The organism is Paenibacillus rigui (assembly GCF_002234615.1).
GTDB classification, from domain to species: domain Bacteria; phylum Bacillota; class Bacilli; order Paenibacillales; family NBRC-103111; genus Paenibacillus_S; species Paenibacillus_S rigui.
The window spans coordinates 64,682-79,425 of record NZ_NMQW01000049.1; the positions used below are offsets into that span (position 1 = coordinate 64,682).

At 55.6% G+C, this 14,744-nt stretch carries 8 protein-coding genes; all 8 read right to left on the bottom strand.

Annotation, left to right across the window (positions count from 1 at the left end):
- Positions 1–164: 164 nt before the first annotated feature.
- Positions 165–3,401, bottom strand: a complete 3,237-nt coding sequence (locus CF651_RS26505; RefSeq protein ID WP_094017873.1) for a polysaccharide lyase family 8 super-sandwich domain-containing protein — start codon at positions 3,399–3,401, stop codon at positions 165–167.
- A 71-nt stretch (positions 3,402–3,472) separates the two neighbouring features.
- Positions 3,473–5,878 carry a heparinase II/III domain-containing protein gene (locus CF651_RS26510; RefSeq protein ID WP_094017874.1) on the bottom strand — a complete coding sequence of 802 codons (2,406 nt, stop codon included), beginning with the start codon at positions 5,876–5,878 and terminating at the stop codon, positions 3,473–3,475.
- Between the two features lie 67 nt (positions 5,879–5,945).
- On the bottom strand, positions 5,946–6,824 hold the full coding sequence (locus CF651_RS26515; protein ID WP_094017875.1) for a carbohydrate ABC transporter permease: 879 nt from the start codon (positions 6,822–6,824) through the stop codon (positions 5,946–5,948).
- A 38-nt stretch (positions 6,825–6,862) separates the two neighbouring features.
- The gene (locus tag CF651_RS26520; protein WP_425436333.1) at positions 6,863–7,762 is read right to left on the bottom strand and encodes a carbohydrate ABC transporter permease; all 900 of its coding nucleotides are present in this window, start codon (positions 7,760–7,762) and stop codon (positions 6,863–6,865) included.
- A 171-nt stretch (positions 7,763–7,933) separates the two neighbouring features.
- Positions 7,934–9,280 (bottom strand): ABC transporter substrate-binding protein, encoded by a 1,347-nt coding sequence (locus CF651_RS26525; RefSeq protein ID WP_094017939.1) that lies wholly within the window; start codon positions 9,278–9,280, stop codon positions 7,934–7,936.
- Between the two features lie 158 nt (positions 9,281–9,438).
- The gene (locus CF651_RS26530; RefSeq protein WP_094017877.1) at positions 9,439–11,067 is read right to left on the bottom strand and encodes a response regulator; all 1,629 of its coding nucleotides are present in this window, start codon (positions 11,065–11,067) and stop codon (positions 9,439–9,441) included.
- Positions 11,039–12,829 carry a sensor histidine kinase gene (locus CF651_RS26535; protein ID WP_094017878.1) on the bottom strand — a complete coding sequence of 597 codons (1,791 nt, stop codon included), beginning with the start codon at positions 12,827–12,829 and terminating at the stop codon, positions 11,039–11,041. Before CF651_RS26535 ends, CF651_RS26530 begins: the two co-directional genes overlap by 29 nt.
- 625 nt (positions 12,830–13,454) lie before the next feature.
- Positions 13,455–14,735 (bottom strand): Gfo/Idh/MocA family protein, encoded by a 1,281-nt coding sequence (locus CF651_RS26540; protein WP_245856168.1) that lies wholly within the window; start codon positions 14,733–14,735, stop codon positions 13,455–13,457.
- Positions 14,736–14,744 lie beyond the last annotated feature (9 nt).

A 14,744-nucleotide genomic window follows, 5' to 3' on the forward strand; every position in this document is an offset into this window, starting at 1 on the left:
CCTTTGTGTTTAAAGAAAGGGACGATGGGCTGCATGCGTGCTGACAGGCTGCTTTTGTTTACTGGTTCACTGGGTTGCTGGTACTGGGTTTACTGCCCCTACTTGGTTCACTGGTTCACTGGTTCACTGGTTTACTGGGTTTACTGCCTTACTTGGTTTACTGCCTACTGGCTTATCGCCAAAGCGGGACGGTTCGCCGTGTTCGTCTGCTCCTTCGACCCATAGCTGATGTCGCCGGTGCTCCCGACGTCCGTCGGGGAATACACGCGCAGCGACAGCTTGCCGCCGGAGGCGATGGCACTGTTGACCTGTGCGGTCACATCCACCTCGACCGGCTTGCCTGCGGCCATGCCCGACCAGGTGCTGAACCCAGAGCCGGAGGCCGGCTTGGTGCTCCAGGTCAGGCCGGACTCCGTCCATGTCGTGCTGGCCGCGACCGCTACGGCATTCGTCGTGGCGGCCGAGCCGACAGAGGTCGGCACCAGATGCACCGTTGCCCCCGACACCGGTCCGGTCAATGCCGACACATCAAACAGCAGATAGGCTTCGCGGTTGTAGCTGCTGGTGCTTTTTTTAGTGACAAGGGAAGGGTCCGCCCCATAATTCGTGCCGACATAAGTGCCGTCCCTCACATACGCGTCGGCGGTCGGCTCCACCGAGAACAGATGCACCTCGGCAGATGGGACGCTTTCGCCCGAAGTGTTATAAGCGGTGACGGCGAAATAGTACGTCGTTCCGTTGGTCAGCCCGGTGACCGCTCCTGTTGTGGAAGCGCCGGTATTAACTGTCCCGGTGTAGACCCCCGGCTGGGTTCCATACTTGATGCGGTACCCGGCTGCTCCGCTCACAGCTGTCCAGCTCAAGGTCGCCTTCCCGCTCCCGCCGTACACGCTGCTCACCACAGGCGCTGCAGGAATGACTGGCGGAGCCGGGGTCAAGTCGAACTTGGCATGAAACGAGCTGCCTTTGCTGCCATTCACATTCACGGTAAGTTGAATCGTCGGGCTCAGCTGTGTGACCGTAACCCCTGGATCAGCCGAAATGACACCGGAAGCGCTCCGGTTGACGGTCAGCTGAATCGTGCCCGTATTCGTCTGCGTCGGATCGGATACAGACACCTCTGCCGCAGAAGAGGTCGTTTTTAACAAGACGGAGGCTTTGTTGTCGCTGGTCAAGTCCCCCACTGTTTTGGTCAGTGTGTTCCAGAAATTCACCGCAAGCAGGTTCAGCGTGTTCTCCCGGACAGCCTGCGCATCCGCGGAATTTTCCACGACCGTAAAATCCGGCCCCGCTGCATAAGCACTTGTCTGCGACACGCTTGCATTAGGCAGTATTGCATATTGGTAGCTGCCATCGGTCGGATTCGCTCCATGATCAAACCAGAACGTTTCATAGTTATTCGTTAGCGTGCCGGTGATAAGGTCGCTGGAGTGAATGTCTGTCCACTTGCCAGTTCGAGTCTCGCGAATCCCCTTCAACGCAGGCGTACCCGGGAAATAATAGCCGATATCCGACCCACTCACCGCATTGCCTTGCAAATGCATCCAGCTCACGCCCGTATAAGATTGCATACCCTGAGTCAGGGAGGTCGACTGTATTGTGCCATTCACGGTAAACGCGTTATCCCCTGCCTCGTTCAGCTTGCGGTTGTCTACGATCGTTTCGATCGTTCTGCCGGACGTACTTGTAATGCCGGAGCCCAGAGCTACGATTTCGTTATCGAACATAAACCATGACTTTTTGCCGGTCACATTGCTGCCGTAAGGATTGAGCTGCATGCCCGCTACGCCGAACGTACCGTCGCTTGCACCGCCCACCCAGGTGTTCGCCGTCAGTGTGCTCTGTCCCGCTGCATTGGCGAGCATCCCGGTATCGACCGTCGTTCCGGCCAACCGGTAAGGATTGACCGTTGGCCAGTAGTTAGCGTCATACTGACTGAGGTCATTGTTATAGAGATAGGTCATCCCGTCGCCCATATGCCATCCATGCAAATTATCCCCGTTAATCGACTCGTACCGGTAAATGCGCTTGGACGACATCGCCAGCCCGAAGCCGAAGCCCGGCCGGTAATGAACGATCCGGTCGGATTGCGGGAAAGGGATGTTGCGGCTCAATTCACCTCTGGGAGCGATCGCTGGATCGCCCAATATCTGCTTCGCCAGCACGATATAAAAGATCGAATTGCCGCCACTCACAAAGCTAAGATAGGTATCCTCGGTCATCCAATATTTCACCATGCTTTGGTAAGCGGCTGCATCCGCTGCAGGGGCAAAGGTACTCAGCAGTAAAATGGACTGCGTCGCCGCCTTGCCGTAATAATGATCATCGGCGGAGGAATAGGCGATTGTCCGGCCCCGGAGCATGGACATCAACGAGCCTTTATAAATCGCCGGCTCATACGTGCTGTACACCCATTGGTACATATTGGCGGCATTCGGATCCGTTATGGCCCAGGTCGAGCCGCTGAGCAAGTAAACGAGGTTGACGATAAATTGAAAGTAGGTCGTGCCATAATTGCCGAAGTACGGATGTGCCGTATGCTGAAGGAAGGAGCCGTCCTGATGCATGCCGTCTCCCGTACTCACATACTTGAACACATTATTCGCTCCGTTGGTGGAGGTGGACAGCGTCGTTGCATCACTCAGCCCGTCCCGTCCGAGAGCGACCGCCGTGCTGTCCTTGATGAGGATGCTTCGGAGGGCAACGACCCAGCTTTTTTCCACCCGGTTCGCGCCTGTAGCTGTCGCGCTGTTTTGCGGCGCACGGTTCGGATCCGGGGTAAATTTATTGACAGCATTCATATAATTGGTTACCTGGGTGGAGGTCAAATCGTTGTACATGAGTACCACGGCATCCTCCAGGTTCTTGGGACCGGAGATTTCCCAGTGATACCAGTTGTCGTAGATGCTTTTGCCTGGGTTGTAGCGGTTGGCGTACATCCAGTCCAACGCGCCGGTAATCTCATCGCGCAGCGCTGTGTTGAGATAAAGGGGATTGTAGGCCGGGGAGGCCGGATCGCTGCTTCCTGCGGTTGCATACGCAAGCGCCATCGCACGAATACGCGAAAAGTTGTACACCAGCTCCGCGGACACCGTCGTGCTGGTTAAATCGGTCCATAAGCAGCCGCAGCTGGTCCGGTTCGTGCCGGTTTGCAGCGTATCGCGGAAGCCGGTGGCCGTGTCGTTCTGCACGACACGGACGGTCAGAGCGATCTGGGCGGCAATATCCGCATCGGACAGCTCGATAGAGGGACCACCGGTCAGTACATCGCTCCACTTTTGCCTTAAGGCGTCGAATTCATCGGCAGCGGATACTGAAGCTGGAAGTACCCACCCTGTACCGATCAGAGAGAAGACAAGAACAAACAGAATCAGGCATGACATCCACTTTCTCATCATCATTCCTCCTTGAGGCCTCCTACTGAAAGGAAGCCCGCTTCTTGGACTTGGCTAAAAAAGCTCCGGCGCATTAACTATCGTACCGGCTTCAGTATGGCCCTCTCATCCGTCCATTCCAATGTCCACGCAATCTCTGTGGTATCCGCCAGGCTGAGGCGCAGCAGCCGCTCTCCCCCCTCTCCAGCCTGAACGTCCAGCTTCAAGCCCTTCATCCCCTTCATCCCATTCAAGCCTTCCGCGAGACGATGTTTCCAGTTCGCCGCTCCCGCAGCCGCCATATCCATGCCCTCTGCCGTATATACGAAGGCATGAATAAACATGACCTCCCGCTGCTCCGATCCCTGCACCCGGTGGACCAGCGTTTGGCGCAAGCCGCTTGGCGGGTTATCCGGCGTGAGCGCGGACATCAGCTCTGCAGGCTCCGAGCACCAGCACGCCTGGTGCAGCTGCCCCTCCTTCATATGCCAAAGGAACGTTTCCATTCGCTCCTGCCGCTTGCTACGCTTCTCCTGCACCCATTCCTGGGAGAGAGCGCTCAAGGGAGCGGCGTAAGGCTGCCAAGCGTGAGCCTCTTCCTCCTCCAGCCGTCCGCTCATATGATACGTCAAGTCAATTTCCCGTTCGCCGGGAACAGACACCCGGACGATATCGAGCAGCACCTGCCCGGTCAGCACATTGATTCTTCGCATGCCGGCACCGCTATAGGCCGCTTCATCCCACGGACTCATCTCCGGCGGCAAAATAATCGAGCCCTTCATCCGGTAACCGGCTTCGCGGTGCCAGTCCACGGCGCTCTCCACCCAAGCGCCCCAAGACTCCCGGCGGTATTGGATCAGCCTGCCGTCTGCAGGAGGCTGATCCTTGCCGTTCAAACTGACCGTATTGTGCGAATACGTATGCTTGAACCAGCCGTAGTGCACCGGCACGCCGTAGGCGGTCGTGCCCGGATCGACGAACAGCGGCACGCTTCCGGCCCGGAATGACAGGCCAAGCCGGTCCATATGATCGTGCTCTCCGCCGAAGGTGCTGTGCTTCACCAGCACATGCCAGCCGCTGCCGTTCACGAGCTTCGTCAATCCGCTGGCATACGAAGCCGCATCGGAGACGATGAGCTGTGCGAGTGAAGCGGACAAGGGCTGCCCCTCCAGCCCGACGGCTTCCTCCAACGGCAATGGCTTCCCTGCCTCATGGCTGACAGGTGCCAGAGACGGCCCGAATGCCGTGCCGATCGGGGGCCCCCCGTTACCCGGCAATGCCTCGCCGAACCATAACGCCTCCAGCGAGTCCCGTGCCGCAGGAGCAAAAGCGGCCTGCTGCCTGACTTTCGCTGCCGGCTTCTCCACCTGAGGCTCGTCGCCGCCGAGAGCAGTCACTTTCACCGCCCGAGCTCCCTCACCGTCAAAGCCGGCCTCGTTGCCCAACCGGGCCCCTTCTACACTCGAACCGATGCCTCCCCCCGTGCCATAAGCAAGCTGCAGCAGCTCGCCATACACCGGGTCGCGGTACCAGCCGTAGGCCAGCTCGTAGTAGGGTGCAAGCGATGCAACGCTTAAGGTATAGCTTGCATCGTTCATATTAGGCAGCGTGCCATCCGGCAAAATGTACCGTATGGGGAAATCGAACATGCGCTTGAGCGCAGGATGCTCCTTCAGGCACCATGCCGTGCCTTCCACCAAAATGCCGTACTGCAGCAGCGAATGGTAGCCGTAAAAATGATATTGGAAGTTGCCCTCGTACCACATCCCGTCCTCCAGCACGCCGCACTCCAGCTGATCCCACAGGCCGTACGGCCCCGCCAGTCCCGCCTGGTGAATCGTCTCGTCCTTCAGCAGAAACCCGAGCATCCCGATGGCCGCCGTAATCAGAACGGCGTGATTGTGCAGCTGGCTCTCCTTGTGGCGGATCAGAAACTCCGCACAGGGACGCAGCAAGCCGTGCTGGATGCGCTGACGTTCTTCCTCCTCCAGCTGCTCTTCGATAAACCGGTAAGCATAGCACAAATCGATAATCCAGTGCGCCTCGTCCAACGTCTGCGCGAACAGCTTTCCGGGTCCGTTGTAAGGAATATCCCCATGAACCGCGTAGCCTTCATACACCTTCGAGTACGCAAGCAGCACATCCGTTACCTTGCGGGCAGCCTCCGCATCCCGGTCCAGCCAGCTGCATACGGCCTTATCCTTCATGGCGGTGCCGAGCTGCGAATGGGCAAGCGTAATCCATGCCGCGTCATAGGGCTCTCCGCTCCACACCTTGCCGCAAGCCGGGCATTCATGCTGCCCGGGGCGGTTCCAATCGAATTGGAGCTTAACCCCGTCCTGATGACAGTAATAGTAATGGATCCAGCCGCCGCGTTCCTGCCCGGAGATCGTATATTCGATGTCGGCTGCGCGCTCCGCACGCTGCCGGAGCTGCCACACCGCCCTCCGGTACGCCGGATCGGCGGCGTTGCGCAGCAGCTTTTGCAATCGAAGGGGGTTCATGAGCGATTCCTTCTTTCTGTAGGTTGAGAATGGAGCTTTCCTTCCCCAGGTGTTCCTCTTCTGCGCATCAGCCTTTGACGGAGCCCGAGGTCACCTGCATAAACGATTTGTTCGCGAGCACATATACGATCAACAGCGGTAAAATAGACAAGCAGGCACCCGCCATCATATAGTGCGTCTGTGCAGCGGAAGCGATGCCGTACCGCAGTCCGGCCAAGCCAACGGTCAACACCTGAAGCTTCGGCTGGCTCATCGTGAACACGAGCGGCAGGATATATTCGTTCCACGCATGGCGGAAAGTAAACAGCGCCGCAACGCCCAGACCCGGCTTCAGCAGAGGGAATATAATCCGGGTATAAATCCAAAGCTTGGAGCAGCCGTCGATCATGGCCGCCTCATCAAGCTCCCGAGGGATTGCCTTGACGAAGCTGAGCAGGATGAAGAAGATCGACGCGTGGCCGCTGATCAGAATAAGAATGACGCCCCACAGCGACGTATGCATCTGCAGCTTGACCATCAGCTCAAACTGCGGACGCAGCACGACCGCACCGATGGACACGAACATCGTCGACGCTTGAAGCGCGACATAAAAGCTTTTGCCGGCAAATTGCAGCCGATCGACCGCATAAGCCGCCATGGAGGCAACGATCAGCGTGCCTACGGTCGCAAACACACTGACGAACATGCTGTTCCATGTATAGGTAGAGAAATGCGCCTGCTTCCATACCTCGGCGTAGTTGTTGAAATGCCATACCTCGGGGAGGATCGTCGCCCCGCCGGTAAGCTCCGCGTTCGATTTGAAGGAACCCAGAAAGGCCATCAAGATGGGGAATATCGTCAACAAGGCGATCAGGAGCAGAAATAGCCAAAGCACCGATTTTTTCACGGCTGAGCCGATCGACCATGCTGGAACTGCAGATTGAAGCTTCGCGGCTTCCGTTGTCATCTGCGCACCTCCTGTAAATGTAAAGTTACTATTAAACTCTAGTGCACCTTATTCAACCGCTTGGATGCGTAGAAATAAAGCAGGGTAACGACACCGACGAGCAATGCGGTCGTAAAGCCGACGGCACTGCCGTAGCCAATCTGCTGCTCCATGGCCGAGCCGGAGGTGGATAACGGGAAGAACAGCTTGTAGACATACAAGAACATCACTTCCGTCTTGCCAATCGGTCCGCCCTCGGTCAATACCATAATGCTCTCGTAGCCCTTCAGCGAATTAATGATCGCCAGCATGATCACCATTTGAAGCACCGGACCGAGCATTGGGATTGTGATATACCCGAACTTTTGCACGGCATTCGCCCCGTCAAGGGACGCGCTTTCATACACATCGCTCGGGATATTTTGCAGCCCTGCGATAAACAGCAGCATATAGTTGCCTACAGCGCCCCATACCGCAATAATAATCGTGCTCATCATCGCATGCTCCGGTCCGAGCCAATCAATGCTTTTGGAAATGATATGGTAACGAAGCAGAAATTGATTCAACAGTCCGTTGAACGAATTAAAAATAATGAAGAACACGATAGAGATGACCGAGGTACTCACGATGGTCGGCATGAAATAAATCGCCCGCAGCAGATGCTTGCCCCGCAGCCCCCTATTCAGTATGACCGCCAAAATAAGCGACAGCGGCAAGGTGATGATCAATTTGCCTCCCGCGTACACAAACGTGTTCACTACCGAATCCCAATAGGCGTGGTCCCCTATCAGCTGCACGAAATTATCAAGTCCGACAAACCGTTCCTTGCCGTAGCCTTTGTAATCGTAGAACATATACCGCATCGCCCATAAGATCGGGTACACACCGAACACGAGCGTCAATAACAGGCTGGGCAGTGTAAACCCGAAGCCCGGAAGCTGTCCGCGCCATTTTCTCATATACATCCGCACCTCCTCACAAGTGGTTCCTGCTGTCCAGCATAAACGGCTTCGCCATCCTTCATGATGGCACGCGTTTGTCAAGGTAGACGAAAGTTGTGAAACTTATACTTTCTCTACTGAAAAAGGCGGAGCCGTCAGCTACGTGTCTGACAGGCTCCGAGATACAATCTATTTCGCGAACGATCCTTGCATCTTCGCAGGGTCAAAGCTCGGGTCCGGCGTGACCTTCACCTCTCCATTAGCAATCGCTTTGTCCAAAGCCTCATTATAGCGTTTGTTCAGGTCCGCAATGATTTTATCCAGGTCGCCGCCTTCGAGAATATACTTCCAGAACGTTTCCTCATACTTTACGCCCTGTACGTTAACCGTCGGCTGAACCGGCCATACGCCGTCATATTTGTTCGGCAGGAAACCTTCGATGCCGTTAATGTCAGGCTTCTTCACTTTGGAAATAATGGACGGCACCATGGAAATGCCATAGCCCTTTTCATGGTAAGGCTGCAAAATGTCATCGCCGTACATGTAGCTGATGAACTTCCAAGCCGCGTCCTTCTTCTTGGAGTCCTTGTTAATCGCAAGCCATTGGCCGCCGAGGAAACCGGATGCCCCTTTGACCGTACCATCAATCGTTGGCGCCGGTGCCGCCGCCCAGTTAATCTTGGCCGGGAATTGGCTCTTGTACACGCCCGGCTCAGAGGAATAAGACAGATACATCCCGATCTTGCCCTCCGCGAACTGCGCGCGAAGCGGATCGATATCCAGTGCTTCCATCCCCGGCAGTGTGCTGCCGTCGTCGCGCATCTGCTTGAAGGCTTTGGCGATTTCCTTAAAGCCGCTCACATCGAAGCGGGCGGTTTTGAAATCGTAGCCAAAGCCGCCGTAGCCGCTCAATTCGGCCATAACCCGGGCCGAGCGGTTCCAGGCGCTGCCCGGGCTTTTGAACGGCAGCGCAAAGCCGTAGGCGCCGGTCGCTTTTCCTGCAGCGGTCAGCTTCTTCGCATCCTCTACCATCTCCGCCAGTGTGGCCGGCGGCTTTGCAATCCCGGCTTTGTCGAACAAGTCCTTGTTATAGACAAGCCTCATCGTGCTGCCGTAGTTCGGCAAGCTGTACATTTTGCCTTCGAATTGGTTCAGGTCGGGCATCGCCGGGAACTTTTTCTTTTGCTCCTCGGTCAAATAGCCGTCGATCGGGGCCATGTAGCCTTTTTTATAAAAGGTCTGGATCGTGCCCTCCTTCACCCGGAACACGTCCGGCGCCTGGGCTGCGGCAAATGCCAAATCGAGCGCCTGATTGTAGTCGTCAGCCTTCACGACCAGCTCAACCTCGATATTGTCCTTGTTCGTTGAGTTGAATTTGTCGATCACTTCTTTGATGTAGTCCGCATCATGGCGGTCCAGCGTCCAGTACGTAATTTTCGTCTTTTCACCGGGATTGGTTCCTGCCGCAGCGTTCTTGCTCCCTTCGTCCGAGCCCGAGCCGCATGCTGTCAGGCTCATCGCCAGCAGCACGCTCATGGCGGTTACAGCTGTCTTTTTCAATGAATTGGCCTCCCTTTGATTCTGTTCTGATACGGAAGCTTAATGAATTCTTAACACTTCCTCTTGTGTTTTATTGTAGGGGATAAAACCATTCGACAACATGCGGCAAAACCAAGAAGAAGGGCAGAAATCCATCATTTCTGCCCTAAATAAGCTTCCTTGAATTCCGAAGGTGTCTGGCCGGTGTACTTCTTGAACACCTCGCTGAAATAGCGCCGGTGCTCGTAGCCCAAAGCCTGGGCAATCTCCTGCACCTGATAATTTTCGATCAGCAGCCGCTTCGCCCTCTCGATCCGTTCGGCCGTGACGAACTGATTGAAGGTGGTGCCGGTCACCTTTTTGAACAGGCTGGCGAAATGCCCCCCGCTTATATTGATCTGCTTCGCGCAATGCTCCACCGTCAAATCCACATGCAGATGAGAGCGGATATAGTCTACCGCCCGATAGATGAGCTGCGTGGCGTCGCCTGCCCGCTCCTTCTCAATCCAGGCGCAGCCTGCCGAGCACAGCTCCATCAGCAGCTGCTGGAACGCGCGGAGCGAGTCCAGCTCCCGGCTGCTGCGGTCGCGCAGCTTCCGGTCAAAGGGCTGCAGCACTTCGACCGGGACAGACTCATAGAACACCCGCAGCATGAGCAAAGCCAGCTCATAATACAGGCTGCGGATATCGTGCGGGTCGGGCAGCGGCGTCCAGCCCTTCATTTCCTCGAAGAACCGCTCCAGCTCCCGGAGCGCCTTCTCTCCATTGCCCGCCCGCAGGGAGTGGAGCAGCTCCTGCTCCTGCTCCTGTGCATACCGGGGAGCGGCTTCCCTCTCCTTGGGCACATCGGCAAAGCTGAGCGCCCCGTTGCCGCCCGTATAAAAATGATACGCCAGCGCCGACAAAGCCGACTTGTACGAATCCGGCAGCTCGTGAAGGTCGCGGACGCTTACCCCGATCCCTATCGAGATCGTAAACCGGGTGCAGTCGGCAATGTTCGCGCAGCAGGCTTCCGCCAGCTGCCTGGCCTCCTCCGGCGAGCTGCAGTTGACGATACAGGCGTAATAGCTGGGGCCGTCCCGGAACACGACACCCCGGGCCGCACTCTGAATCGTCTCCTCAAGGATATTGTGCAGCGCAAACCGGACGAGCTCGATCTCATGAACCGGCTGAGATGCATACTTTTCCATAAAATGGTCGATTTCGATAACCATCACGGTCAAACCCTTCGGGGACATATCGACATGCAGCTCGTCCCAATACGACTGTACTTCCTCGGGGCGGGCTCCATGCTGCAGCAGCCGGCTGAAATATTCCTGACGGAGTAAAGGCAGACTTTCCTGCACCTTTTTCTCCATACTTTGAATGCGCTGATGCTGATTGTACGCCTCGGCCAAAGCCTGCTTCGCCTCCAGAACGACCTTGGTAATCTCCTGAATCGAGAACGGCTTTTTCACAAAATCGAAGGCGCCCAGCCGGATCGCCTGCTTTGCATATTCGAAGTCGGTATAGGCGCTGAGTATGATGACTTTGCTTTGCGGGAGCAGGTCGATGATTTGCCGGGTCATCTCCAGGCCGTCCATCTTGGGCATCCGGATATCGGTAAGTATGAGATCCGGCCGGGTTTCCTTAATCAGAGACAGACCCTCCTGCCCGTTCTTCGCCGTTCCCGCAACCTCGATCCCGTAGGCGTCCCATGGAATCTTTGTGGCAATCATCTCCACCGTGCTCTTGATATCGTCGATCACAACCAATTTAAAACGCATATCCGTTGTTGTCCGCATACGCCCGTTCCTCCTCCTGAAGCGATATGATCAGCTGCACCCTGGAACCCTGCCCCGGCTCGCTGTAATAATGAATCGTCGCATCCTCTCCATAGAACAGCCGCAGACGGTGCGCAATATTCCTCAAGGCGTAACCCTTGTTCGAAACAAGCGGCTGCTCCATCGATCTCAGCAGGCCGTCCACATCCATGCCAACGCCGTTATCCTCGACCGACAGGTACAGCATATGCTTCGTCCGGCGCAGCACAATCCGGATCTGCCCGCCCTCCTCCAAATCCCTGAAGCCATGGAGAATCGAGTTTTCCACGAGCGGCTGCAGAATGAGCTTCGGAATGCTCAGCTGCAGGATCGATTCGTCCTCCACCTCGATATGAAAGTCGAACTTATCTTCATAGCATTTTTGCTGCAGCGTCAAATAGTGTCTGACATGCAGCAGCTCGTCCTCGATGCGGAGAATGTCCTTGCCTTGACTTAGCCCCAGCTGAAACAGGGTCGACAGCGACAGGATCATTTCATTCACATCCTCGGTAATGCCAAGCACCGATTTGCAGTAGATCGTGTTCAATGTGTTGTATAAAAAATGCGGCTCCATCTGGGCGGACAGCGCTTTGATTTCTGTTTTGCGCTTTTCCTCCTCTCCGCTTTTGACGGTCTGGATCAGCTTCTTGATCTCCTCCAGCATTGAATTGAAGCGCATCCCTACCTGGGACACCTCATCCTGGTACGGACTGTCGAACCGGACATTCAAATCGTTGTCCTCCACCCGCTTCATCAGGCTGTGCAGACGGTAAAGCGGCCTCAGCAGCAGGTCGGTCATCACGTTCGAGAGCAGGAGCGCAAGCACCACGAAGCCGACGATAACGAGCAGTGTCGCCCATTTGATGGCATCGACCTCCTTCAGCACCACCTGCTTGGACTGGGTATCGTATAAAATCCAGCTCTCTCCCACCTCAAGCCGGGAATAGTTGACCAAATAATCTTTGTCATCCATCGCAAAAGTGAAATTGCCGTTCTTGTCCTCTCCGCCGAATTTTGCCAAAAAGGACGGGGTCTGCCTCCAGGCCTCCTGCCCTGCGTTCGGATTTTGAATAATCGCTTGGCCATTCTGATTAATTAAGGAATACCCCGTAGAGCGGCTGACCTGATCGGTGATCAACGTTTGCAGATCCCGTTCCTTAATGTTGACGACAATGTACACTCCCTCCACAGCCTTGGAAATTGAGCCGTCGACTACAAAGGAGACAACCCGGTCCTTGCCGTAAAAAAAGCGATCCTCGTGGCCCTCAATCCAAACTCCGCGCTGCTTCGTTTTAATTTTGCGGTACATGTCGGAGTCATAAAAGGAGTTGTCGCTTAACCGCGTATAGCCCGTAGGGTAAAAGTCGCCGATCGGCGTCGCGATCAAGATCGATTGAATAAAATTATCATTGAATTTCAGCAGGGCCAGAATCGATTGAAGAGCTGTAAGATGATTGTAGTAATGGCTGGTATCCCCTGCAGATACATCCTCGAGCACTTTGCCGTAAGGATCGCTCATTTTGAGGGACATGATCGACAGCACGATCTTTTTCAGCTTTTCATCCAGCACCTGGGATGATTTGTTAATGGTATCTTGGCTGAGCCGGAGGGCGTTGTGCTCCACGATCCGGGAGGATAGGGTATAGGAGCTCCAGCCTGACGCCGCGATGGCCAGTGTCATGAGAAGAACGAAGGACACCCATATTCGTTTTTTGAAGGAGAGGCGGTACAGCAGCTGCTTCATAACTTCACTCCTTGAGCGAGCGGCACATGGGCCATGGCTCGGAATTTATATGATGTATTCGTTTCAACATGGGGGAGGAAAATCCTCTTTGCGGATGATTTTTGTAGAACGGAGTCGAAAGCTTGCGAGGTTAGCCTGCGCGTGGTGCGTTGTAGATTGGAAAACCTTCGTGGTTTACCTGTGCTTACCTGTGCGTTGGTGCGCGGGGAGGGCATGGGTATGGGGCTCCAACCGCTGTTGAAATCGTGCCCATTTGAATTTGATGAGTAAGGTTAGGGCACGATTTCAAAGGCGGACGCGTTCGCTTTTACACCCCATACCTACGCCCTCTGGCGTTCGACTGTAGGGTGCCTTCAACTTAAGGGAACTGCTAAAGAGTTCGCCATCGGCTGGGACACACCGTCCGCCCGGGCTGCTGCCAAAAGCCGCTTCCGCAGGTATTGCCTTCCTCGCTTCTAACCAACAAGGATAAACGGCTTCGCCATTTTCCAGATGGCATGCGTTTGTCAAGGTAGACAAAGGATGTGAAACTTATACTTTTTTATCTAGTGAAAAAAACCTTGCGGATTTGAACCCACAAGGTTATGCGAATCAATATATAAGTTCGGTTAAAACCGCGCAGCCCTTACAGCCGCACCATCCGGCCTTCGAGCCGGGAACGTTCGGCGGCGAAGCCGATCAGGTGCCCGGTAATGGATTGATCCAGCGTCGTAGAGCTCGCGGATGCCTCATCCCCCCGCAGGGTCAGGACAAAATCCTCGGCAAGCCGCAGGTCCCCGCCCCCATGTCCGTCTCCACCCGGATCGAGCGTCACATGCTCCTCGGTATATTCTTGCCCTTGAACCGGATTGAAATGGCGGACGACGAAATGACCATCCTCCATGACACCCTGAATTTCTCCCTTGGTCCCGATAATGTGGATGATCCTGCACGGCTTGGCCGTCGCTCCGATCATATTATGGCTGGCCGTGCTGCCATTATCGAATTCGATGATAACCGACTGATGGTCTACCACATCGTTGTCGCAATGCCATACACAGCGCCCGTACGGATTATCTGTGCGCAGCGATTCAAGCTTTTCTTCCAGGCTCATGGTCGCGCCCAGGTGATAGTTGTTCCACACATAGAAGCCCCAGCGCCCTTGATCGATATAGTTCTTCTTCGCGGAATAAGGACAGGAGGCTTCGATCTTGCAATCGGTCAGGCAGCGGGTACCTGCACCCTCGGGCGCTTTGTCCGCCCTGAACTGCATCAGGCTGCCGTAGCTGCTGACCGAGGTCGGTTGGGCGCTGCCGTTCAGCCAAGTGATCAAATCAAGATCATGGCAGCACTTGGCCATCAGCATCGACGATTTGCATTTGGCCACGGAGCCCCATTTGCCACGGATGAACGAAACGGCCATATGATGGTAGCTCACATGCTCCGACGTCTGGATATTGATGATCTCCCCAAGCTCCCCGTCCGCAATCCGCCGTTGGATCGCGGTATAGAACGGAGCGTAGCGAAGCACATGGCAGATCATGACCGTGCGGCCATGCTCCTCCGCCTTACGCTGCAGGTGAAGCACTTCCTCCTCCGTAACGCCGATCGGCTTTTCCAGCAGTACATCGTAGCCTGCTTCGAGCAGCGGAATCGTAGTCTGGACATGCAGCTCGTCCATCGTCCCATTGATCGCCGCCTCGGCGATTCGCGGGAGGGCGGTTAACTGCTCAACCGAATCGAAGCAATGCGCTTCGTCAATGCCGAACCTTTCGGCGGCAAGGCGCCTGCGCTCCACATCCGGCTCGACGACGCCTACAATGCGAAGGGCCTCCGGGTGCTTCTCCGAATAAGAAGCATAAATCGTGCTGCGCTGACCTGCCCCAACCAAAATGGCCGTTAACGGACTTGATGATGTTTTCGCCAACCGAATCCT